Below are 22,983 nucleotides of genomic sequence, written 5' to 3'. Positions count from 1 at the left end.
AATTATTATCATTATTATTTTAGAAAAAATGAATTTTAATGTTGGTAAATTAAAATTTAATTATTAAATATTTTTTAAGTGAAGAAAAAAATCATCACAAGCATATAGGCACTGATAGCAAAGGTTTATAAATTTGCTACTTTATTAATTTTGGCAGAGAGCAAAAGAAATTCAAGGGAATAGTTATTCATATTTCCGAAGAATTTCTTGAAGTTATATGCCAAAATTAATAGTAGCCCTGCGGGTTATGGCAAAAATTGCTTATTGCTATGTTAGAGAGTTCGGGCGTAGAATAACTACACCCCTCACTCTCTGCCTTGCACTAAGCAATTTTTGACTCATAACAAATTTTATAAACCTTTGCTATCAGTGCCTAATTTAATGATAATTGACAGAACAAAAAGAAAAATCTCAGCTAATTGGTGGTGGACGATTGATAGATATATATTATCAATATCCCTTGGGCTAATATTGCTAGGCTTTATATTAACACTTGCAGCAAGCCCAAGAGTTGCAAATAGAATAGGTTTGGAAGATTTCTATTTCGTAAAAAGGCAAGTTGCTTTTATATTAATAGGTTTTGTAATCATAGCTACAACATCACTATTTAGCTCTGCATCAGTTAGAAGGTTTTCAGTAGTTGGATTTTTGCTATTTTATATTTTGCTTATTTCAGTTGAGTTTTTAGGGGCGGAAACCAAAGGTGCAAAACGCTGGATAAACCTTATGGGCATTAGTGTTCAGCCATCTGAAATTCTAAAGCCATTTTTTGCGGTGCTTTGTGCTTGGTTTATAAATCGTGGTAAAATTGAAGAAAAATTTAGAGGGACAATAATTTCCTTTGCATTACTTTTGGCCGTTGTTTTCTTCACTATTAGGCAGCCAGATTTTGGTATGAGTATTACATTTTCAATGATTTGGGGTTCAATGCTTGTGGTTGCTGGACTTCATTTTATTATAATAATTTTGATAGGCTTTCTTGGTTTGGGTGGCGGATATTCTGCTTATTTATTCTTGCCACATGTTAGAAAAAGGGTGGATTCTTTCTTAAATCCTGAAAGTTCTGCCTCTGAAAATTATCAAACTTTTAAGTCGTTGCAAGCATTTGAAAGTGGCTCAATAACTGGTGTGGGGCCAGGGCAGGGGAAGGTGAAAGATATTCTGCCAGATGCCCATACAGATTTTATATTCTCAGTTGCTGGTGAAGAATATGGAGTTTTTTTCTGTTTGCTAATAATTGGCTTGTTTTTAACTTTGGTTATTATGTCTCTTAAAAGGGCTTATGAATCAAAAGATTTATTCATAATGCTAGCAATTACTGGGCTTATCACGCAGATTTTTGTGCAGAGTGCTGTTAATATGGCGGTGGCTGTGAATTTAATTCCTAATAAAGGAATGACATTACCTTTTATAAGTTATGGCGGTTCATCAATGGTTTCTATATCATTTGCAGTTGGAATGATATTAGCATTAACAAGAAAAAAATTTGGGGAATAATTATGGAAAAGAAAATTAATATAGCACTTGCAGCGGGTGGAACAGGTGGGCATATATTCCCAGCAATTTCTCTTGCGAAAGAACTTAAAAGAAGGGGTTATGAGCCTGTTATTATTTCTGACAAAAGATACAAATCATATGAAGTAACCAGTAAATATGATATTAAAAATGAAATTTTGCCACTTGGGCATTTAAGATCGGGCTTACTAAATAAAATTAAAGCAAGTATTCAGCTTGTTTTTAGTTTTTTCAAGGCGATTAAAATTCTTAAATCAAACAATATAAAATGTGTTATTGGATTTGGCGGTTATCCATCTTTTCCAAGCGTTAAAGCGGCACAATTTTTAGGGATAAAAACCATAATTCACGAACAAAATTCAATTCTTGGGCGTGCTAATAAAATGCTACTTGAAAAAGTGAATGCACTTGCAATTTCATTCCATCATACAATCGGTTTTGAGGATAAATATAAATCAAAAATATATTATACAGGCAACCCAATTAGGCCGGAAATTCAGGCTTTGAGTGCCTTGCCTTATCCAGACTTCAATGATAATTCCAAACTACATATTTTGGTAACTGGTGGTTCGCAAGGGGCAAAAATCTTTGCAAAAACTATCCCAAATGCCATTAAACTACTGCCATTTGAATTTAAGCGTAGGGTTAGGCTTGATCAACAATGTCGCCCTGAAGATTTGGAAAATGTTAAGCGACTTTATAATGAAATGGATATTGACGCTGAACTTTCAACATTTTTTTCTGATATTCCAAATAGAATTGCCTCAGCACATTTAATAATTTGTAGAAGTGGTGCTTCTTCTTTAGCGGAGGCTTCGGCTTCAGGAAGGCCTTTAATAATGGTTCCGCTTCCTAATTCAAAAGATAATCACCAGATGGTTAATGCAATTGCGTTTGAAGATATTGGGGCTGGGATTGTTATTCCGCAAGATTCTTTCACCCCTGAAAATCTTGCCCTTAAAATTGAGAATTTTTTTAGGCTTCCAGAGCTTCTTACAAATATGGCGAAATCCTCTAAAGCTTCAGGTGTTTTAGACGCTGACAAAAAACTCTGCGACATAGTTGAGGAAGTTATTAAGCAGGAGAAATTGGTTTGAGTTTCTTAAATTATTCTTGTGAAAAAAATATTGATGTGAAATAAAAATAGAAAACAATTTTTATAAATAAAACTTATAAAATATTATGCTACAGAATGAAATGGCTTTATTAAAAGATAATTTTTTGAAAAAACTAAAAAGTGGTGCAAAACAAAATACTTATAAGAGATATATAGGGACTCCATTGAGGTATGCTGGAGGAAAATCTCTTGCTGTAGGTAGTATTATAGATTTAATACCAAGTAACTTAAATAAAGTTGTTTCTCCATTTATTGGTGGTGGCTCAGTAGAAGTTGCTATAGCTAAAGAGCTTAATATTGAAGTCATAGGGTATGATATTTTTGACTTGTTAGTTAATTATTGGCAAAATCAAATTAATAATCCTGAAGAGCTTTATCAAAACTTAAAAAAAATAAAAAATACGAAAGAAGAATATGAAAATATTAGAAATATTTTAAGGGGAATATGGAATAAAAAAGATGGGCTTTTAGAAAATAAATTTTCTAGTTTGGAGCTGGCGACTTATTACTATTTTAGTCATAACTTGAGTTATGGCCCCGGGTTTTTAGGCTGGATGTCTTCAATATATACCAATGACAAAAAATATAATTCAATGTTGGAAAAAGTAAGAAGTTTTAGTGTTAAAAATCTTAAAGTTTTTAATGAGTCATTTGAAAAAGCAATTCCAAACCACAATCAAGATTTTTTATACTTAGACCCTCCATATTATTTGCAGGGTAATAGCAAAATGTTTAGGGGGTTGTATCCTATGAGAAATTTCCCAATTCATCATAATGGTTTTAATCATAATTTGCTTTTTGAATTATTGAAGAAACATAAAGGTGGTTTTATTTTATCTTATAATGATTGCGAATGGGTAAGGGAAACATATAAAGATTTTAATATAGTTGAGGTTTCTTGGCAGTATACTATGGGGCAAGGTGAAACGAGAATAGGCAAAAATAGATTGTCCAGAAGTTTTGATAATGGAAATATTAAGAAATCCCACGAAATATTAATTATGAATTACTAATGTTTACTTATTTATGCTCATAAAAGATGTAAAGACCGCCTTTAAGATAGCTGATGTAAGGTATTTAGAAGGCACTACAAAGCTGGAATTTGACTACTTATCAGATATTAAAGATGAAAATGGTAATCCTTTGCCTAAAAATATACTTACTAAAAATTACTCAAGAGTATATTTAGTTGTTGTTGATGGTGTTATAAAAAAGATTGGTTCATCACAAGATAAAGGAGGAATGAAAGGAACTTTAAGTATTTATAAAGATGGCGGAGTTAAGGGTAGGCCTAGTATAAGAAGTTTTGGTATTTGGTATTTTTTATATTATACTATCTTGCAAGGTAAAAAAATTGAATTTTATATGATATATCACGATGATTTTTCATTTGAAGTAAAGGGTTTATTTGGTATTCATAAAGTTGAAAATGCCAATATAAGCTGTAAATTTATCGAGGAATGTTGTATTAGGGATTATCTTAAAAGAGAAAATAATAAATACCCAGACTGGAATATCCAAGAGCAAGGAATGGATTGGCCTAACGAAATAAAAATTCAACATTCTAATATAATCAGCAAAAGTAGTTCTAGCGATAATTCTAAAAGAAGGAAGGCATCTATTTAACTTTTAATCTGTTATGTATTGTTGTGTTAGATTATTCAAATTATGCTCAATTTTGGTCAAATTTTATTAGCGATATTGCTTTCTTTGTCGGTTTTTCAGGCAGTGAAAAATCTCATCTTAAAGCAGGAAGATATTAAATTTTTTACGCAAATAAATCTAACTATTGCCAATTTTATTTTAGTTGTTTTTTCATTTTGTTGGCTGGAATATAAATATATAATTTCTGATTTTTCAATTTTTAATGTCTTTCAAAATTCAAATACACTCAAGCCGCTAATTTATAAAATTACTGGGGTTTGGGGCAATCACGAAGGTTCAATGTTGCTATTTGCCTTGCTTATAAGTGCCTATAGTTTTTTGTTTTGCCTTAGTTCAAAAACCAGTTTGAAAGATGAAATTCTTAAATATCAATCAATTATCTTTAGTTTTATTTTAGGTTATATTTATTTTTTTTCTAACCCTTTTGAGTTTTCACCAAAAATGCCAAATGGTGAATTTCCTTCGCAGGGGATTGGGCTAAACCCTTTGTTGCAAGATATCGGCCTCGCAATCCACCCACCAATTTTATATATTGGATATGCTGGGTTTTCTTTAGTTTTTTCATATGCGATTGCATTATGTAGAAGTGAAAATTTTGATGTTAAAATCTGGGCGGAGCAAGTTAAAATTTGGGCATTAATTTCTTGGAGCTTCCTTACAATTGGGGTGATGCTTGGCAGTTGGTGGGCTTATAGGGAGCTCGGCTGGGGTGGTTTTTGGTTTTGGGATCCAGTTGAAAACATTTCCTTAATGCCTTGGCTTATTGGCTGTGCATTAATTCATAGCTTGCTCTATACCAAAAAATTTGGTGGTCTTACAAGAAGCTCGGTTTTCCTAGCGATTTTAAGCTTTTTGCTCGCTTTGATTGGGTTTTTCTTAGTGAGGTCTGGAATTTTATCTTCGGTTCATTCCTTCGCAAACTCGCCAGAAAGGGGTGTTGCGATGCTTGTCATTGTGTTTTTAATTAGTATTTATTCCAGCTATCAAATCTCTAAAAATTTTGCGAGATTAAAACCAAAAATTTTTGAAGATTATTCGGCTTTATCAAGGCAAGCCTTAGTTGTTGCGAATGTAGTTTTATTTTTTTCAATCGCAGTAACGCTTTTGCTTGGAATAATTTATCCGATAATTTTGGATATTCTAAACTTATCCCAAATTTCGGTGGGTGAGCCATATTTCAACAAAACGATTATACCTATAACATTGTCAGTTTTGCTTATTATGGTCTTCACGCCTTTTATAAAATGGCAGAATGAAAAGCTGATTTCTATTGCTAAAAAATCTTATAAAAGCTTCTTTATAAGTATAATTTTTACGGCTTTAATTTGCTTTTTTTATCCAAGTAAATTTAATTTTATTTCAATAATTGCTTTATTTGCAGGGTTTTGGGTGTTTACTTCTTTGCTTGAGATTCTTTCAATTCGCTTTGTAAAAAGAGAAAAAATTAGCAGGGGATTTTTCGCGATGAGTATTTCTCACATTGGTTTTGCAGGGCTTTGTATTATTATTGCGATGCTTACAAGCCTTGAGGAAAAGCATAGTTTTAACCTTACTAAAGATAAAAATATTAAGATAAATAATTATAAAATTTCTTATGTTGATTCTGAGATTTTAAGAGGTGAAAATTTTCTCGCACAAAAGCTAACTTTGCAAGTTAAAGATGGCAAAAATGATTTAGTTTTTTACCCAGAAAATAGGGTTTATATGCCAAGTTTTACTAAGACAAATGAGGCAGATGTTAAATCTTTTATTGATAAAGATTTATATTTTGTAATGGGTGAAACTGAGGAAGTTTCTAATACAAGCGATAAAAAAAGAGCAGGGGAGAGAGTTTATAATTTTCCAATAACCTTTTATGTTAAGCCACTAATCTCATTCCTATGGATATTCGCTATAGTAATTGCAATTGGTGGTTTCCTTGCCGCAACTGCAAAGAAGAAAAACTAAAGAAATAATAAAGTATTTCTCTCACTGGTTGTGGGTAAATATAAGGGGGTGTAAACATTAACGCCAATTGTCACCCCGCATTTATTGCGGGGTTAATGGCTGAAAGTATTTTCAAATCAATGTTATGAATGTTTATTTCAGTTAACCCCGCAATAAATGCGGGGTGACATTCAGGTGGAAAATTGAGTTTGCTCCTTTTCTATTGAAAAAATTCGGAGTATGTGACACCTAGCTAAAACCTAATTCTATGTGTCAAAAAAGTTATTTTTTATCTATTTGCTAATTAAAAGTTAAAATTGTGCGGAAATTTATTCAAATATTACCCTTTATTACTATTACAATCATCTCAGGGCTTTTGCTTGTTAAGCTTTATTCTGGAAAAACTGAATATAAAGCCAATAGTTTAATTGGCAGGGAAATTCCTAAATTCTTGCTGGAAAGCTTGGAAAATAAGAAAATTTCTAAGAAAGATTTTTTAGGAAAATACACGATTTTGAATTTTTTTTCATCTTGGTGTGTAGTTTGCAAAGTTGAGCACCCCATTTTTATGGAGCTTAAAAAGATTAAAACCGATGATATGCAAATTATTGGGATTGCTTGGCGAGATAAAAAGCAAGATACCAAAAATTGGTTGCAAGAAAATGGCAATCCGTTTGATAAAATTGCCTTTGATAGTGCAGGTGTTTTTGGCATAGAGCTTGGAATTACAGGTATTCCAGAAACTTTTATAATTGATAAAAACGCTAAAGTGATTTTCCATCATCGTGGTGATATTAAGCCAGAATTTTTGTTGGAAGTTGAAACTTTGCTTGAGAAAAAATTATTTAATGAAGATAGTTAGAAAAAAATATTTTATCATTTTTGCAATAATTATTTGTATTGCATATCCTCTATTTTCTGATTTAATAAACGCCCTAGAAGAAGGCGGAGTTCTTAGCACTGAGCAGGAAATGCAAGCTCAAAAAATCTTTCGTGAATTAAAATGTCTTGCTTGCGATGGGCAATCTGTGCTTGATTCAAATGCTGATTTTGCAAAATCAATTAGGGCGGTTGTTCGCAATAAAATCCGTGATGGTTATAATGAGGAAAAAATTTTGGATTTTTTACAAGAAAATTATGGTGATGGAATTTTCTTTGATCCGCCAATAAACATTAACACTTTTCTGTTGTGGATTTTCCCTTTTATTATGGTTATTGGTGGCTTTGCGGTTTTTGTTGTGTATCTCAAAAAAAATCGTATTTAGTTATTTAATATTTTTCCGTCATATCTAGCGGAGCGAGATATCTGGGGTTTGTTATGATGCAACCAGATTTCTCACTTTGTTCGAAATGACACTTTTAAGTAATTTTACAAATCATATTTTTTTTATTTATTATGCCAATTGTTAGGCTTTCAGGTAGAGTTTTAGGGGCTGAAGACCCAAAAAGAAAAGATAGAGCAGAATTGCTTTATCACATTTTTGCAAATGGTTGGGATATTTATAATTCCAATGGTGATCAATCTGTTCGTTTAGAAAATATTCAAAAGAAAATCATTGAAACTGACGCTTTTGTTTTTACACCTAGTCCATCGCTTGAAGATTATTTCAATTTGAGTTCAATTTTTGTTGGTTTTCAAACTAATGATTCAGATTTAACGGGTAAGTCAGCTATTATCGTAAATTCTGATGAGAGCTGGAATAGCTTTCTTGAAATGTGTAATCACTTAAAATTACTCGGCACGGTTAAGCAAAATTATTCTGAATTTGTTGAGGTTGTAAAAGCTTCAAGTGATGTTGTAGAAAAATTGAAAGCTACTAAAATTTCTGGTAGTTATAAACCATCTGATGAGCCTGATTTTGTTAATGCTGGTGCGATATATAAAGAAAATGAATCTCATATTAAAAAGCCTAAATTTAAGGTTTGTGTGTTTTGTTCTGCCTCAATTAAGAAAAAAGATTATTTAGAGGAAGGCTATAATTTAGGCGGTTTAATTGCTAAGAAAAATTGGGGTTGCATTAGTGGTGCTGGCAAAACTGGAATTATGGGTGAAGTTGTGCGTGGTGCTTATGAAAATGGCGGTTGGAGTGCCGGTTCAAATGTTCCGCATATTATACAAATGGAAGGGCTGCCCGATGGTTTGAATGAGTTTTGGCCAAGGGGTGATATCTACACTAGAATGGAAGTTATGATTAGAAAATCCAATGCTTTTGTGATTATGCCGGGTGGTATGGGAACTGTGCAGGAGCTTTTCGCATTGCTACTTCTTAAGCATCAAAATAATGATTTAATGCGTGATAAAAAAATCGTTATTTATAATAAATTAGATAGCGAATTTGCAAAAAGATTTTGGAATCCAATTCTTGAAATCATCAAAAAGTTTGAGAATTTCAATTGTAATTTCCAAGTCGCTAATGAGTTTGAAGAAATTATACCTCTCCTTGAGCAGAAATGCGAGATTTAGAAAATTAGAAGATTGATAGGTTCTAGCCACTTAAACTCAAATTGTCACCCCGCATTTATTGCGGGGTTAATGGTTTGAAAGTTTCTGTAATCCTAAGCCTTGTGCGAATTATATATTTGAAGCTGGGTTAACAACATTGTTAAGCCCTAAAATTGGCTTAGTAATCATTGTAGTAATAGCTTCAAAACCTGGGATTGGAATTAACTCAGCAATTCTTTGAGTTCCTTGTAAAGAAGCACCAACTAACTGGAATGGAAGTGCCGTTGCTGTTGCAAGCCTTTCTTTAGTGCTCATTTGAGCATAGCTACTTACATAGTTTGGAGTAAATAGAGCTTGTCTTTCAGTTAATCTTACATCTTTACTTTCGCCACTAGCAAGTTCATTTCCAGTATCATTGAACTCAATATCTGTTAAGGCTGTTGTGAACTCCCTAACCATTGGTGAACCCATAGCTTGTGCACAACCTTCTTGTTCTGGGTTAGTCTCACAATCTACAGCACCAACTACTAGCGCTGGGCTTCCTGAATCTTTATAATAAACTTTATAAGGATCTTGAGGGTTACTTCCATTTTGGTAGAAGGTTAACCATTGTTCAGTGCTTGAATTTGCATATTCAAGACCCGGAACAAATGATTGCCCAGAGATTTTGCCATCAATAGAATTTTGATCTTGCTTCGCAGTGTAAATTCCAACTTTATCGCCTGAAATTTCAGAATCAGCGCTTAAAGTTAATCCACCTGCACCAACAGCGAATGGAGAATTTTCATCAACTACAAGAACATTTTCATTGCCAGCCGTAACTTTTGAGCCATTTACAATATTCATATCATTGTTAGCAATTGCAGTTAAATTATTGCCTGCATTTATTGATTCACCACTTACATTAATATCATTATATGCGTAAAGGCTAATATTATTTGATGCATTAATTGCATTATTAGCAAATAAGTTAGATCCTAAGCTAATATCTTTGAACCCTTCAACCGTTAGGTTTTTATAAGTGTTCAGATTATCGCCATAAGCGAATTGAACTAGGGCCTCATTAATATCTGGTCTGTTACCATTTGCATCAGCACCGCTGATTAGAGTAACGCTTCCATCTTTATTAGTTTGGAATTTAAGAGCTGAGCCTTTCAAGCTAGTATCAAATGAAGTTGTGCCTGTGCCAACTCTTGAAAGAGAATTTTTGTAAATTCCATCAGCTAAATCAAACTTACCACCAGTAATAATAATGTCAGAATTTACTAATTCAGTAGGTAAATTTTTGCCAGTTGGAATAGGTGCGCCAGCTATAACATCATATTTGATATTATTATTCATATTCTCAATTTTAATAATTGAGCTAGAAACGAGTGCGTTATTTTCAACATTTACATCAAAATCATTGAAGCCTTCTGCCCTGAATGAAAGATAGCTATTAGATGCAGAGCTATCTTCATAAGCGAATCTTACATTTTCACTTGTAAGGTTTGTTCTAACTGGGTTGCCGTTTGCATCAAGATTGAAAGAAGAAGATAATTTAACATGGCAACAGCCATCAATTACAACTGGTGCACCATTAAAGGCTTTAATATCAAGCACGCCCATTGCACCGTTTTCACCTTTCCAGCCAGAGCCTTCAAGAAGTCTTGTAAAATTATTAGTTCCTTCAGTAACAAAATTTCCGTTACCATCAAATGCACCAGCAGATAAGATTAAATCAGATTTTTTAGTTTGTATAAGTGCTTTATCATCAATGGTGATATTTTTTGCTATAACTGAAGCAGTTCCGCCGTCAGTAACAATTTTATCGCCTTTAACTGCATTCAAATTAACATCTTCAAAGCCGTGTAAGTTTAGAGATCTAAACTCGCCATTAGAATCAGATGAAGTAATTTCAATATTTGCTGAGCTTAAATCTGCTCTTACACCATTTGCATCAGTTTTACCAGACCACATCTGCACAGATTTAGCAGAAACTTTTGCACCATCTGCTATTATTGCACCTTGGTTGGTTTCCCAATTTTGAAGGTTAGAGCCACTGCCAGCTGCAAAGAATTGTGCAGTTCCAGTTGCATTAACATTGCCCCTTAGGTTAATATTATTATCAGCGGCTATTCTAATGTTGGCATTCTTATTGCCACCTTGTGCCGAGATATTTGAAGTGGAAGCTAGGTCAATATTTCTAGCTTGAATATTAATATTTCCACCTGTTGCAGTAGGAGATTTTGCTTCAATCAAACCAGCATTTCTAACATCACCACCGCTTGCCCTTAAAATAACTCTTCCGTTAGTTGTGCTTAAACCTGTTGCACGCAGTGTTCCCTCATTATTAATTGCAAGTGCATTTGCATTGCCTGAAATGGAGGAAACTTCTGTATTTGAATTAAGATTAACTGCTCCATTAGGGCCAGCCGCTGCTAAAGTAAGTGTTCTACCAGCTTCAACTGATCCTTGGTTAAGAATGTTTGAGCCTATGAATGCAACATCTCTGCCTGCTTTAACCATTGCACCTTGTTTAATTTCAATATTTCCAGCGTTTGAGCCATTGAAGTTTCTTTGATTTGCGAGGAAGTTTGCATCATTAAGCCCATAAGTTGAAGCAATAAAATCATTGCCAACATCAACTTTACCAGTTGAATCAATAATAATTCCATTTGGGTTGATTAGGAAAACAGAACCTGTTCCGTTTAGAGTTCCTGCAATATTCGTAATGGCTGTTCCAGTAACTCTGTTTAGAGTTGCACCAGCACCATTTGCAAAATTAACCGTTTCATTTAGAGCATTTCCGATTGAAAAACTATCCCAATTTACAATAGCTGTTGGGCTTGATTGGTTGATTGTCATTGTGTTGCCTGCAGTATTAATTGAGGCATTACCTGATGTTATTACGCCACCCGTTGGCAAAACTTGTGCAAAAGCAGAAGTCGAAGCCACAAGCATAACTGCCAATGATAATGAGTTAACAATAGCTTTCTTCTTTTTGAAGATTCTCCAACCGCTTTTCATAGAGTTATTATTTTGAGTTAATTTTTTTGAGAAATACATACAACACCCCCCAGTGTAGTTAATTTATATTTTATTATAGCCTAATTGCAACATTTAATGTTGAACAGAACGCAATATTTGTTATTACTAATAATTATGTTAACACAAAAAGGTTAATAAATCGTTAACTTTTTTAACGAATTATTAACTTTTTTATAAAATGTCATAACCCTTTGTTTTCTATAGTAAAAAGAGATTTTATTTTAATTTACAAAAGGCCTTCAGAGCTAATTAACATATTAATGTTCTTTTTTTTGATGTGTTTTATTTTATCTTTTTCAGCACCAGATATTCTTAAAGAAAATTTTACGCTTTCATATTCAATAATAATAATTTCAATGATTTTAGCTTGTGGGCTTAATCAAGATATAATTTTTGAGCGAGACCTTAGGATTGGCTTTTTGACTCAGTTTTTCTTAAATATTCCCGCTTACAAAATAATTTTATCTAAAATAATTTCCAATTTTTTACTTTTTTCGCTACCAATTGCAATAATCTCTCCAATTTCAGCCCTTTTTTTCGGCATAAAGGAAAATATTTTTATCTATTTAATAATTGGTGCAAGCCTTTCGGGGCTAGTTATAAGTTCAATTAATATATTATTTGCAAGCCTTGTTGCGGGCGTTAGAAATGGTGGAGTTGCCTCAGCAATTTTATCTTTGCCGATATATATTAGTTTAATTGTTGCAAATTTTTCTTACGCTGAAAGCCTTGTGAATTCTGAGTTTTTCCAAGGTTTAGCAAATTTATTTTCTTCCTGTTTAGCGTTTTTGTTAATTATAATTCCAATCGCAATTTTTTCAGGAAAAGTGTGCTTGGAAAGGCAATCTTAAACATTAAATCTAAAGTGGAAAATATCGCCATCTTGCACAAGGTAATCTTTGCCGTTTATAGCCACTTTTCCAGTGTTTTTGCAGCCAAGTTCACCATTGTTGGCAATATAATCCTCAAACTTAATTGTTTCAGCGGTGATAAAGCCTTTTTCAAAATCAGTGTGAATTGCCCCTGCCGCTTGCGGTGCGTAAGAATTTTTCTTGACCGTCCAAGCTCTTGCTTCTTTCGGGCCAATTGTAAAAAATGTTGTGAGGCCAAGTAGTGAATATGCGAGCTTAATAATCTTATTAAGGCCGGTTTCCTTCATTCCGAGTGACTCTAAAAATTCTTGCTTTTCTTCGTTGGTGCTTAAACCAGAGATTTCTTCCTCAATTTTCGCACAAATATTAGTTGTTTGGGCATTTTTTTCTTTTGCCATCTGCTCAACTCTTTTAGAGAAATTATTGCCACTTACAACTTCATCTTCATCTTCATTCATGTTGCAAACATACATAACTGGCTTAGAAGTTAGCATTTGCAGCATTTTGAAGTGTTTTTTCTCATCTTCAGAAACCTCAACAACCCTTGCAGGTTTGCCTGAATTTAGAACTGGAATAATTTTATTAATAATATCCAAAGTGATTTTTGCATCTTTATCATTTTTGGCTTTTTTCTCTAGGTTTGGAAGCCTTTTTTCAAGAGATTCTAAATCTGCTAGAATTAATTCTGTTTCAATAACTTCTGCATCTCTGATTGGGTCAACTGAGCCTTCAACATGAATAATATCAGCATTTTCAAAGCATCTGAGAACATAAACTATTACATCAACTTCACGAATATGCGATAAGAATTGGTTGCCCAACCCTTCCCCTTTGGAAGCCCCTTTAACAAGCCCTGCAATATCAACAAATTCAATTTGGTTGTAAATAATTTTTTCAGAATTGGCTATTTTTGATAGTTTATCAAGCCTTTCATCAGGCACGGAAACTTTACCAACATTCGGCTCAATCGTGCAGAATGGATAGTTTGCAGCTTCGGCAGCTTGGGTTTGTGTTAAAGCATTAAAAAGCGTTGACTTTCCAACATTTGGTAATCCAACAATTCCGCATCTAATAGACATTTTTTATAATTTTCAAATTTTTAATAATTTTTTTGCAAAGCACTAAAACCTGACAAGCATCTAATAAGGCAGAGAAATTGTAACTCTCAAGCCACCCAAATGGCTTTTTGAGAGTTTAATATCTCCGCCATGTTTATGGATTATATCCCTTGCGATAGTAAGCCCTAAGCCAACGCCGCCAGTTTCTTTATGCTTGTTAGCATCAAGTTTATAAAAAGGCTGAAAAACCTTTTCAATCTTATTATCAGGAATGCCCTCGCCATCGTCATCAATGAAAATATGAAGGAATTTCTTATCTTCTTTTTGAGCTCTAATTAAAATATTACTTGCGTATTTCGCAGCGTTATCAATCAAATTATTAACACTTCTGGCGAAATATTCAGGTTTTAGGCTATAATAAATTCCTTCTGGGATTTCTATTTTTATTCTGGTTTTTGGAGTTTGATGAGATTTTGTAACTTTATCTAAATATAACTTCAAATCAATTTCAGTAAGGTTTTCAATGTGATGTTCAGGAGATTCCATTAATGTGTAATGCATATAGCCATCAATTATATTTTGCATTTCATTAAGGTTTGCTTCAAGTTCTCTCTTGATTTTCCCGTCTAAAATTTGCGGTGTAAGCTCCCTTGATTTACCAATTATAGTTTTAATATCCTGTGAAACCTGCACTAATGTCTGCGTTCGTGAGTTTATAAGCCTTTTGATGCGTTCTTTCATTTCAATAAATGCAATGCCAGCTAAACGAATTTCTTTAGCACCGCTTGGTTTGAAGCTCCTCATTTCTCTGCCTTTGCCAAAGTTTTCTGCAGCTTTTGAGAGAAATAAAATACTTCTAACTTGCCCTCGCAAAAAGCCTACTGAAAGAATTATTAATACTAAAGCTGAACCTAAAACCCATATTATAAAAATGTAAGATGTAGGGTTTGCAACCCTTTTATTAGAAAAAATAATATTCAAAGCGGAGCTATCAACTTGAATTACTAGCCTTAATTTATCTGAGCCATATTTGAACAAAGCGACATCATTCTGCACACGAGACCTAATATTATTTAACAAATCTGCATATTCCAAGCTTATATCATTAGATTTATCTATGTTCGCACTGCCTTCTTCAATATAGGCATCAAGATCTAAATATTGTTTTGAAGCCTCAATAACGCTTTCTCTGTCATCTTCTGAAACATTAGTAATTCCGTTAGCAAGCAAGGCAACATCACCTGCTAAGCTGTTTGACATATTCCTTGTTAGGCTTTCCCAGTGCCTTTCATAGAAAATGTAAACCGTTACAATTTGCACTAAAAATAAAGGAACTATTGTAATGGTTAAAAACCTTGAATATAAACCCTTTGGCAACCATAGTTTGATTGATATAAAGAGGTTATCAAGTAAGGTAAAAATTTTAGAAATAAAATTATTCACTAAAGTTCAAAAAAAATTATTATTCGTAATAAAAACTATTTAGAATTTAATTACAACAAAATTAATTATGATTGAAGAATTTATTTCCAATTCACAAGAAGAAACAGAAAATTTTGCTAGAAAATTTGCCTTAAAAATTGGTTTTCAACCAGTTGCTATTTTACTAAAAGGTAATTTAGGAAGTGGTAAAACTGCTTTTTCTAGGGGTTTTATAAGGGCTTTAACGGGTGATGAAAATTTAACTATAGCAAGTCCAACATTTTTAATTTCTTATAGTTATAAAGCCAAAAATGGCTTGGAGATTAGGCATATGGATTTATATCGCCTAAAAAAACAGGAAGAAATTTTTGATTTGGATATTGAAAATGCTTTTGAAAACTGCATCACACTTATTGAATGGCCAGAAATTCTAGAAGGAATTACCCCAAAAGAACATATCCAAATACAATTTGAATATATTGATGAAAACAGAAGGAAGATTATGATTTCTAGAAACTAACTCCCAATTCCTAAATCCTAACTACTAATACCCAACATTTTGTTGAGGCACTAATAAATCTTGAACATTTAACTGCTCGTTAGTTTGCATTGTTCTACCTTGAATTGTAGAGCCTCTATTATTAGCAGTTCTCATAGAGTTAGCACGAATTGGTGCTGAAATGCTATTTGCTTCTCTTGTTAAATCATTTGAAGTTTGAACATTTTCAGTTGGCATAATTGGGCTATTTTGTTCACAAACCACTATTGCATTTATGTATGGAAGTTTTTGATTTCCTGTGTCTTGAGGGTTTGCAGGCATTTTATCACCTTCACCTTGAGAGGTAATTTCATAAGAATATTTACCGCCCCTACAAGCACGATTTGCCTCTTTATTCAAGATGCTATAAGCAGTTTCCATTGGCGTTCCAGCTGGTGCTTTGATAGAAACTTGAAAGCCTTGAACTGTAGATGCTGAAGATGAGCCAGAACCGGAGCTTATACCTAATTTTTCAACTGCGTCTTTATCACCAATGAATTTGAATGGGCTTTCTAATGTTTCATATCCGCAAGAAGTTAGTGCCATTGCAAAAGAAAAGATAAGGGCGAGAGAAAAAGTTTTTTTCATAAAAAATATATATTCAAATTTCTAAATATTTACTACACTAGAATGATTTTTCTGCAATAGCAAAAATAATGATATTTTTATTAAAAATAGATTTTATCTACTTATACTCCGATAGTCACCCCGCATTTATTGCGGGGTTAATGGTTGAAAGTGTTTTTTAAGTCTAATTTTTGAGCGTATTTTGCAATTAACCCCGTTCAAGCAGCGGCTGACAGGAGTGAAAAATAGCAAAAATTATATTTATTGCCTTTTAGGTTTTAGATGGTTCAGGTGAATTAGGCTGTGAAGTTGCCGGCTGAGGTTTTTGCCAACCAAATGATTTAACTAATTCCGCTGGAACTTCATTAGCACTATAGGGATCATAAAGTGGAGTTGGTTTCTCGCCATCTGGGTTGACTTGTCTAAGATATTCTTCATTAGGCTTCCCATCTTTTCCAACCTTTTTATCATCTTTATTCATAATTAAATAAATTTATCCAAAACTAAAAAAGTAAAAAGTAAAAATAAATAGAGGATAGAAAAACCAAACATTTTGCGGCAGTTTTTTTCCTCAGGGTTTTTGAAAACTATTATTGAATGGTGCAAAAATTTCAAACCCAAAATAACCGCAGAGGCAAGATATAAATTTCCAGAAAAACCATAGAAAAACGGAATTAAAGTAACCGCAAATAATACAATCGTATAGAGTAGCATTTGTTTTTTGGTTTCATCAACGCCATAAATTACAGGCATCATAGGGATATTTGCCTTTTGGTAATCCTCATTTTTATAAATAGCTAACGCCCAAAAGTGAGGGGGTGTCCAGAGGAAAATAATTAGAAATAAAATAATCGGCATTATGGTTAAATCTCCAGTAACTGCTGCCCAGCCTATCATAGGCGGAAATGCCCCCGCCGCACCGCCAATCACAATATTTTGTGGTGTTGAGGGCTTTAGCCAAATTGTGTAAATGAAAACATAAAATAAAATTGCACTCAAGAGCAGAAAAGCTGATAAAATATTAACCGCAAAAGCCATCAAAAAAACTGAAAAAAATGCAATTATTCCAGCGAAATCTAATGCATTTGCAGGGTTTATTCTACCTTGCGGAAGTGGCCTATTTTGAGTGCGTTTCATCAATTTATCAGTTTCACGCTCATACCACATATTGATAGCACCGCTTGCACCTGAGCCAATAGTTATGCAAAATATTGCAATAAATGCGATTAGAGGGTTGATTTCACCCGGTGCGATAAGCATTCCGCATAGGCCAGTGAAAACAACTAAGCTCATCACACGAGGTTTAAGCAGGGAAATATAATCCTTAACTTCAGAAAATTGGCTAGAAATTTCTATGGATTTGCTTTTCATTGCCTAATTTTTACACTCAGATTTTTCTTCGCACCAAATATTACCAAGGATTTTAGAGGCGATAGCACCGCCAATAACAAAAGTTAGGAATGTATCAATCAAGCTGATAGCAATTACATTTGTGTTGATTTTTTCAGCGATAAACCAAAAAGGAGCATCTGCAAGTGAGGCAATTAGCCAAATTTTGAAGCCGAATTTTCCACCACGCATAAAAGGGCAGGGGCAACAAGAGAGGGCTTTGCCCAAACATTTATAAAGACAAACAAATATAATTGCTTGGAATAAATGTGCAACTGGCATAAACTGCCAATGTGGTGCAGATTGCGGCCTCCACATATGTTTTAATTCTTTAGTGTTCCAGCCAGATTTGAAAACCTCCCAAACGCCATAAGCAATAGCAGTGCCGATAACAGCAAAAGCTAGGATTGCCAAAACGCATCTTAGAGAATTGCAATGTTTTTTTGTTACTTCACAAGAAGTTTTGTTTTCGTGATTATGTTCTTTGTTTTCACAAGCCATATTAACTCCTTTTGTTTGAAAATATTTCTCCCCCTGCTTGCGGGGGAAGATTAAGAGTGGGGCTAAAAAAAATATATTTATTCTTTCTAAAATGCCCCCACCCTAACCCTCCCCCGTAAACAGGGGAGGGAATTACCGCATAAACCTACTTCACAACTGGTTGGGTTTCAAAAGTGTGATATTGTGGTGGTGAAGGGATTGTCCACTCTAAAGTATCAGCACCTTCGCCCCAAGGGTTATTGCCAGCTTTTTTACCGAATTTTAAGGCATAAAACACAACCACAATAAAGAATATAGTTGAAGCCATGGTTATGTAAGAACCAACTGAGCTAACATAATTCCAGCCAGCATAAGCATCAGGATAATCAACATATCTTCTTGGCATTCCAGCAAGCCCTAAGAAGTGTTGCGGGAAAAAGGTTAGATTTGTGCCAATAAACGTTGTCCAGAAATGAATATGCCCTGCAATCTCTGGCATCATCTTGCCAGACATCTTAGGAAACCAATAATAAAATGCTGCATAAGCACCAAATAAAGCACCTAAACTCATAACATAGTGGAAGTGTGCCACTACATAATATGTATCGTGCATTGGAATATCCATACCAGCATTAGCAAGCACTACGCCAGTTACACCTCCCACTACGAAAAGGAATATAAAGCCAATTGCAAATACCATCGGGGTTTTGAAGCTGAGTGAACCGCCCCACATTGTTGCAATCCAGCTAAAAATCTTAATTCCAGTAGGAACTGCAATAATCATAGTTGCAACTGTGAAATATAGCTTTGTATTCAAGCTCATTCCCACCGTGAACATATGGTGCGCCCATACAATAAAGCCCACAAAACCAATAGAACAAATTGCATAAACCATTCCAAGATACCCAAAAACTGGCTTTTTAGAGAAGGTTGAAATAATTTGTGAGATAATTCCAAAAGCAGGAATAATAATTATATAAACTTCAGGGTGGCCAAAGAACCAGAATAAATGCTGGAATAATAGAGGGTCTCCACCGCCTTCAGGCTTGAAGAAATGCGTGCCGAAATTTCTATCAGTTAGCAGCATTGTGATTGCCCCTGCAAGCACTGGTAAAGCTAAAACTAGCAATATTGCAGTAATGAAAATAGCCCATACAAAAAGCGGCATTTTGTGAAGCGTCATACCTGGGGCTCGCATATTTAGCACCGTTACTATAAAATTAATCGCCCCTAAAATTGAGGAAATACCTAAAATATGAAGGCTTAGAATCGCAAAATCTATTGAAATATCAGCTTGATTTGAAAGCGGTGGATAAATCGTCCAGCCAGTTCCGGGGCCACCAGCAGTATCATAATATGAAGCTAAGCCCTTCCAATCTTTCGTGCCAATTTGGTCAATAATAGAAGCCCAATCAAACGGCCATAGAGCACCCATCATCAAAAGGATAAAACCCGGAACCATTAGCCAGAATGAGATATTATTCAAGCGTGGGAAAGCCATATCTGGTGCACCAATTTGTAGTGGTAAAAACCAATTACCAAAACCACCAATTAAAGCTGGCATTATCATAAAAAACACCATCAGAAGTGCGTGTGCCGTAATTAATACATTGTAAAGTTGGTAATTTCCATTGAAAACTTGATCACCCGGATATTGTAACTCCGCCCTGAACCATACGGAAATTGCGGCACTAATAATGCCCGCAATAATTCCATAAATAATATACATTGTTCCAATATCTTTGTGGTTAGTAGAAAATAACCATCTTTTCAAACCTTTAGGTGCGCCTTCCATATGAAATTAATTTATGTTAGAATTTTTTAAGTTAATTAATCTATTTTTGAGTTAAATCAATTTTTTTAATAAAGATTAATGCTATTAAATTTTAATTTTAATCCTTTATATTGTATTTTTTTCAAATTAAAGTTATTTCATCAAATCTCTATGAATTGAGTGGTAAAAATTTTTATAAAATTCTAAAATCTCTGCATTTTAGCAGATTATTTGATTTAAGTTATTGATGGATATAGATAATATAGGTTGCGAAATATCTGCATTTTTGCAGATAGATTAATTGAAAAAAATATTATGGAAAATAAATCCTAATAATAATTTATAAAAACTTAATGAATAAAAACTATGTATAAATCCATTTTTACACCTCTTTCAAGTAATGGCAATCAGGCTTCTGCGTTGAATTTTTCTTCTGCCCTAGCAAAAACTTATGATGCAAAGGCTAATTGTGTTTTTACTTCTAAATCTCTAATTTTGCTTGAGGAAAACCAAAATAAAATAATCGCAGAAACTTTCAAAAAGCAAGGTTATGCTGCCTCACAAGAGGTGGCTGATAAATTATATAAAGAGCAATTTGAGCAAAAATCTATCAAGGTAAAAAATTGGTTTGATGATTTAACAAAAAAAACTAACTCAGAAAATGTTCTTAAATGGGGCAAAGCTCTTGATATATTCGGTGATAGCTCAGAGCAAATTACAGCAGAATGTAGCCTGCATGATTTAACTATTGCAAGCTATGATTTAGGAGCTTCAATTTTAGATACGGTTATTGATGGTGCTTTGTTTAACTCAGGTAGGCCCTTAATTTTAACTAAAAATTTTGCGGAAAATAAAAGAATTGAAGATAGCACAATAATTCTTGCTTGGAAGGATACCCCTCAAACCCATAGAGCGGAATGGTTTGCAATGCCTATCTTGCAAAAAGCTAAGAAGATTTATGTTGTCCATATTACTGAAGATGAAGATATCTCAAAAAATGTTACAATCGTAGAAAATCACCTTGCAAAACATAATGTTAATATAACTTCAGTGGTAATTGAAGATGCTAAAAATCCTCCGCAAGCTCTTGAAGAGAAATATAATGAATTTAATGCTGATTTAATTGTAATGGGTGCTTATTCTCATTCAAGATTAAAGCAGATTATTTTAGGTGGCTTTACAAAATATTTCTTAGATAAGGAATCTTGTAATCTTTTCTTAACTCACTGATAAATATGAATTTTAAGCCTAAAATTCTAGTGGTTGAAGATGAGGAATCTATATCGCTTTTGATAAGGTATAATCTGGAAAAGGCTGGTTTTATTGTTCATCAAGCCTTCGATGGTGATGAAGCGATTGAAAAAATTGATGAATTTACCCCCCATTTAATATTACTTGATTGGATGTTGCCTTCAAAAAATGGCGTTGAGATATTGCGTGAAATTCGCAGAATTCCTTATATAAAAAACACTCCAGTGATTTTTCTAACGGCTAGAAGCCAAGAATCTGATAAGTTGCTAGGGTTTGAAATTGGTGCTGATGATTATATATCCAAGCCTTTCTCGCCAAAAGAGCTTCTGGCAAGGGTTAAGTCGGTGCTTAAAAGGTCTAACCCAAATTTATTTGAAGAAAGTTTGGATTATGAAAATATTGCCTTAGATGATGCAAAAAAAACTGCACAAATATCAGGGGTATTGCTAGATTTAACTAAAACAGAATTTGATTTATTAAAATGTTTTCTTGAGAATAAAGAGCGCGTTTTATCAAGGGATTTTCTGCTTCGCAAGGTTTGGAATGATGATGGAGAGATTGAGGGCAGGGCGGTTGATACTTCAATTAGAAGGCTTCGTCAGGCGATGCAATCTGCCTCAAATGGCTCGGAAAACCTAATTAAAACTATTCGTGGCGAAGGCTATATTTTAGCGAAAGACTAAAAAAAATTGGAATTTTTGCAAAGTATAGATTTATGCTCATTAAACACGAATTGTCACCCCGCATTTATTGCGGGGTTAAGGGTTGAAGTAGTTTGCAAACCTAGGTTTTGAGCTTGTTTTATAGTTAACCCCGCAACAAGTGCGGGGTGACACTACAGAGGAAACTAGCAAAAATTTATTAAATCTATACTTGTCTAATAATCTCATTAAATTAACACAAATATTCCTTGTAATTAATGCAATCCTTGTATATAAGGCAACCCTAATTTAATCAAACTACATATGGCAAAATCAGCGAATTTGGGATTCCCAAGAATTGGTGCATTTAGAGAACTTAAAAAAGCAGTTGAAAGCTATTGGAAGGGCAATTCCACTGAGCAAGATTTACAAAACCAAGCAAAAGAAATCAGGAAAACTAACTGGCTTACCCAAAAAAATGCTGGCGTTGATATTATCCCATCTAATGATTTTTCATTCTATGATTTAGTGCTTGATCACACTGCTATGTTTGGCTTAATCCCTGCTCGTTATAAGTTCACAGGTGAGAAAGTTGATTTAACAACTTACTTCGCAATTGCGCGTGGCAGACAAGTTGAAGGGCAAGATGTAGTAGCTTCTGAGATGACAAAATGGTTTGATACTAACTATCACTATATCGTTCCTGAGCTTTATAAAACTTCGAAATTCAAACTATCTTCTGATAAAATTTTTGATCAATATCTTGAAGCAAAAGCTCTTGGCGTTGAAACAAGGCCAGTTTTACTTGGGCCTATAACTTACCTCAAGCTTGCTAAAACTAAAGATGAAGGAATTGCAAATCTTCAATTTTTGCCTGATTTACTACCAGTTTATAAAGAAATCTTGCAAAAACTTTCTTCACTTGGTGCAACGCAAATTCAAATTGATGAGCCATTCTTAGCTCTTGATTTAACTGATGCTGAAAGAAAAATTTATAAAGAAACTTATTCTGAAATTTCAAAATTTTCTAATTTGAAAATCACTATTGCAACTTATTTTGATGATCTGCGTGAGAACCTTGAAACGGCTGTAAACCTTCCGGTTTCTGCACTTCATGTTGATTTAGTTAGAAGGCCAAATCAGCTTGAAACTATTCTTGCGAAACTACCTGCGGATAAAACTCTTTCAATCGGTGTGGTTGATGGTAGAAATATCTGGAAAAACAATTTTTCTAAATCTACAATTTTAATTGACAAAGCTATCGCAACACTTGGTAAAGATAGGGTTGTAATAGC

21 protein-coding genes are annotated in these 22,983 nt (G+C 33.7%); 13 read left to right on the top strand and 8 right to left on the bottom strand.

Features of this window, described 5'->3' with window-relative positions; genetic code table 11:
• Nucleotides 1–381 precede the first annotated feature (381 nt).
• The 8 genes from SFT90_04820 to SFT90_04785 all read left to right on the top strand — a co-directional run bounded on the left by SFT90_04820 (nt 382) and on the right by SFT90_04785 (nt 8,687).
• Nucleotides 382–1,497, top strand: a complete 1,116-nt coding sequence (locus SFT90_04820) for a putative peptidoglycan glycosyltransferase FtsW (protein ID MDX1949804.1) — start codon at nt 382–384, stop codon at nt 1,495–1,497.
• 2 nt (nt 1,498–1,499) lie between these two features.
• The gene (gene murG / locus SFT90_04815) at nt 1,500–2,612 is read left to right on the top strand and encodes an undecaprenyldiphospho-muramoylpentapeptide beta-N-acetylglucosaminyltransferase (protein MDX1949803.1); all 1,113 of its coding nucleotides are present in this window, start codon (nt 1,500–1,502) and stop codon (nt 2,610–2,612) included.
• An 85-nt stretch (nt 2,613–2,697) separates the two neighbouring features.
• Nucleotides 2,698–3,645, top strand: a complete 948-nt coding sequence (locus SFT90_04810) for a DNA adenine methylase (protein ID MDX1949802.1) — start codon at nt 2,698–2,700, stop codon at nt 3,643–3,645.
• A gap of 13 nt (nt 3,646–3,658) precedes the next feature.
• Entirely contained in the window at nt 3,659–4,258 is a 600-nt protein-coding gene (locus SFT90_04805; GenBank protein ID MDX1949801.1) for a hypothetical protein, read from the top strand.
• A gap of 42 nt (nt 4,259–4,300) precedes the next feature.
• Complete coding sequence (locus SFT90_04800; protein MDX1949800.1) at nt 4,301–6,244, top strand: heme lyase CcmF/NrfE family subunit; 1,944 nt, start codon at nt 4,301–4,303, stop codon at nt 6,242–6,244.
• 298 nt (nt 6,245–6,542) lie between these two features.
• On the top strand, nt 6,543–7,085 hold the full coding sequence (locus tag SFT90_04795) for a DsbE family thiol:disulfide interchange protein (GenBank protein MDX1949799.1): 543 nt from the start codon (nt 6,543–6,545) through the stop codon (nt 7,083–7,085).
• Entirely contained in the window at nt 7,072–7,488 is a 417-nt protein-coding gene (locus SFT90_04790; protein MDX1949798.1) for a cytochrome c-type biogenesis protein, read from the top strand. The genes SFT90_04795 and SFT90_04790 overlap by 14 nt, the downstream gene beginning before the upstream one ends.
• A 131-nt stretch (nt 7,489–7,619) precedes the next feature.
• Nucleotides 7,620–8,687: an LOG family protein gene (locus tag SFT90_04785; GenBank protein MDX1949797.1), complete on the top strand. Its 1,068-nt coding sequence runs from the start codon at nt 7,620–7,622 to the stop codon at nt 8,685–8,687.
• Nucleotides 8,688–8,795: 108 nt separating this feature from the next.
• Here the strand turns inward: SFT90_04785 and SFT90_04780 are convergent, their stop codons facing one another.
• Nucleotides 8,796–11,675 (bottom strand): filamentous hemagglutinin N-terminal domain-containing protein, encoded by a 2,880-nt coding sequence (locus SFT90_04780; GenBank protein MDX1949796.1) that lies wholly within the window; start codon nt 11,673–11,675, stop codon nt 8,796–8,798.
• 212 nt (nt 11,676–11,887) lie between these two features.
• Between SFT90_04780 and SFT90_04775 the strand changes: the two genes are divergently transcribed.
• On the top strand, nt 11,888–12,547 hold the full coding sequence (locus SFT90_04775; protein MDX1949795.1) for a heme exporter protein CcmB: 660 nt from the start codon (nt 11,888–11,890) through the stop codon (nt 12,545–12,547).
• Here the strand turns inward: SFT90_04775 and ychF are convergent.
• On the bottom strand, nt 12,544–13,647 hold the full coding sequence (ychF, locus tag SFT90_04770; protein MDX1949794.1) for a redox-regulated ATPase YchF: 1,104 nt from the start codon (nt 13,645–13,647) through the stop codon (nt 12,544–12,546). The genes SFT90_04775 and ychF overlap by 4 nt on opposite strands.
• Nucleotides 13,648–13,707: 60 nt before the next feature.
• Complete coding sequence (locus SFT90_04765) at nt 13,708–14,886, bottom strand: ATP-binding protein (protein MDX1949793.1); 1,179 nt, start codon at nt 14,884–14,886, stop codon at nt 13,708–13,710.
• A 250-nt stretch (nt 14,887–15,136) separates the two neighbouring features.
• Between SFT90_04765 and tsaE the strand changes: the two genes are divergently transcribed.
• Nucleotides 15,137–15,568 carry a tRNA (adenosine(37)-N6)-threonylcarbamoyltransferase complex ATPase subunit type 1 TsaE gene (tsaE, locus tag SFT90_04760; protein ID MDX1949792.1) on the top strand — a complete coding sequence of 144 codons (432 nt, stop codon included), beginning with the start codon at nt 15,137–15,139 and terminating at the stop codon, nt 15,566–15,568.
• 24 nt (nt 15,569–15,592) lie between these two features.
• Here the strand turns inward: tsaE and SFT90_04755 are convergent, their stop codons facing one another.
• From SFT90_04755 to ctaD, 5 genes are all read right to left on the bottom strand, one after another.
• The gene (locus SFT90_04755) at nt 15,593–16,174 is read right to left on the bottom strand and encodes a hypothetical protein (protein MDX1949791.1); all 582 of its coding nucleotides are present in this window, start codon (nt 16,172–16,174) and stop codon (nt 15,593–15,595) included.
• Between the two features lie 250 nt (nt 16,175–16,424).
• Complete coding sequence (locus SFT90_04750; protein MDX1949790.1) at nt 16,425–16,634, bottom strand: hypothetical protein; 210 nt, start codon at nt 16,632–16,634, stop codon at nt 16,425–16,427.
• Nucleotides 16,635–16,636: 2 nt separating this feature from the next.
• Nucleotides 16,637–17,524, bottom strand: a complete 888-nt coding sequence (gene cyoE / locus SFT90_04745) for a heme o synthase (protein MDX1949789.1) — start codon at nt 17,522–17,524, stop codon at nt 16,637–16,639.
• A 3-nt stretch (nt 17,525–17,527) separates the two neighbouring features.
• Nucleotides 17,528–18,043 (bottom strand): hypothetical protein, encoded by a 516-nt coding sequence (locus SFT90_04740; protein MDX1949788.1) that lies wholly within the window; start codon nt 18,041–18,043, stop codon nt 17,528–17,530.
• A gap of 145 nt (nt 18,044–18,188) precedes the next feature.
• The gene (ctaD, locus tag SFT90_04735; protein ID MDX1949787.1) at nt 18,189–19,817 is read right to left on the bottom strand and encodes a cytochrome c oxidase subunit I; all 1,629 of its coding nucleotides are present in this window, start codon (nt 19,815–19,817) and stop codon (nt 18,189–18,191) included.
• A 345-nt stretch (nt 19,818–20,162) separates the two neighbouring features.
• Here ctaD and SFT90_04730 point away from each other — a divergent pair, with 345 nt between their 5' ends.
• The 3 genes from SFT90_04730 to SFT90_04720 all read left to right on the top strand — a co-directional run.
• Nucleotides 20,163–21,026 carry a universal stress protein gene (locus SFT90_04730; GenBank protein ID MDX1949786.1) on the top strand — a complete coding sequence of 288 codons (864 nt, stop codon included), beginning with the start codon at nt 20,163–20,165 and terminating at the stop codon, nt 21,024–21,026.
• 5 nt (nt 21,027–21,031) lie between these two features.
• On the top strand, nt 21,032–21,730 hold the full coding sequence (locus SFT90_04725; GenBank protein MDX1949785.1) for a response regulator: 699 nt from the start codon (nt 21,032–21,034) through the stop codon (nt 21,728–21,730).
• 282 nt (nt 21,731–22,012) lie between these two features.
• Nucleotides 22,013–22,983 (top strand): hypothetical protein (locus SFT90_04720; GenBank protein ID MDX1949784.1); only part of this gene is annotated, 971 nt, incomplete at its 3' end.

The organism is Rickettsiales bacterium, assembly GCA_033762595.1.
In the GTDB taxonomy this organism is placed as follows: Bacteria; Pseudomonadota; Alphaproteobacteria; order Rickettsiales; family UBA8987; genus JANPLD01.
The sequence above is the reverse complement of the archived record's forward strand: the minus strand, read 5'-3'. Positions and strand labels throughout refer to the sequence as shown.

Coding starts and splice junctions, on each gene's coding strand:
- SFT90_04820 (MDX1949804.1), top strand. CDS start 382: ATGATAATTGACAGAACAAAAAGAAAAATCTCAGCTAATTGGTGGTGG.
- murG (MDX1949803.1), top strand. CDS start 1,500: ATGGAAAAGAAAATTAATATAGCACTTGCAGCGGGTGGAACAGGTGGG.
- SFT90_04810 (MDX1949802.1), top strand. CDS start 2,698: ATGCTACAGAATGAAATGGCTTTATTAAAAGATAATTTTTTGAAAAAA.
- SFT90_04805 (MDX1949801.1), top strand. CDS start 3,659: ATGCTCATAAAAGATGTAAAGACCGCCTTTAAGATAGCTGATGTAAGG.
- SFT90_04800 (MDX1949800.1), top strand. CDS start 4,301: ATGCTCAATTTTGGTCAAATTTTATTAGCGATATTGCTTTCTTTGTCG.
- SFT90_04790 (MDX1949798.1), top strand. CDS start 7,072: ATGAAGATAGTTAGAAAAAAATATTTTATCATTTTTGCAATAATTATT.
- SFT90_04785 (MDX1949797.1), top strand. CDS start 7,620: ATGCCAATTGTTAGGCTTTCAGGTAGAGTTTTAGGGGCTGAAGACCCA.
- SFT90_04780 (MDX1949796.1), bottom strand. CDS start 11,675: ATGAAAAGCGGTTGGAGAATCTTCAAAAAGAAGAAAGCTATTGTTAAC.
- ychF (MDX1949794.1), bottom strand. CDS start 13,647: ATGTCTATTAGATGCGGAATTGTTGGATTACCAAATGTTGGAAAGTCA.
- SFT90_04765 (MDX1949793.1), bottom strand. CDS start 14,886: ATGTCAAACAGCTTAGCAGGTGATGTTGCCTTGCTTGCTAACGGAATT.
- tsaE (MDX1949792.1), top strand. CDS start 15,137: ATGATTGAAGAATTTATTTCCAATTCACAAGAAGAAACAGAAAATTTT.
- SFT90_04755 (MDX1949791.1), bottom strand. CDS start 16,174: ATGAAAAAAACTTTTTCTCTCGCCCTTATCTTTTCTTTTGCAATGGCA.
- SFT90_04750 (MDX1949790.1), bottom strand. CDS start 16,634: ATGAATAAAGATGATAAAAAGGTTGGAAAAGATGGGAAGCCTAATGAA.
- cyoE (MDX1949789.1), bottom strand. CDS start 17,524: ATGAAAAGCAAATCCATAGAAATTTCTAGCCAATTTTCTGAAGTTAAG.
- SFT90_04740 (MDX1949788.1), bottom strand. CDS start 18,043: ATGGCTTGTGAAAACAAAGAACATAATCACGAAAACAAAACTTCTTGT.
- ctaD (MDX1949787.1), bottom strand. CDS start 19,817: ATGGAAGGCGCACCTAAAGGTTTGAAAAGATGGTTATTTTCTACTAAC.
- SFT90_04730 (MDX1949786.1), top strand. CDS start 20,163: ATGTATAAATCCATTTTTACACCTCTTTCAAGTAATGGCAATCAGGCT.
- SFT90_04725 (MDX1949785.1), top strand. CDS start 21,032: ATGAATTTTAAGCCTAAAATTCTAGTGGTTGAAGATGAGGAATCTATA.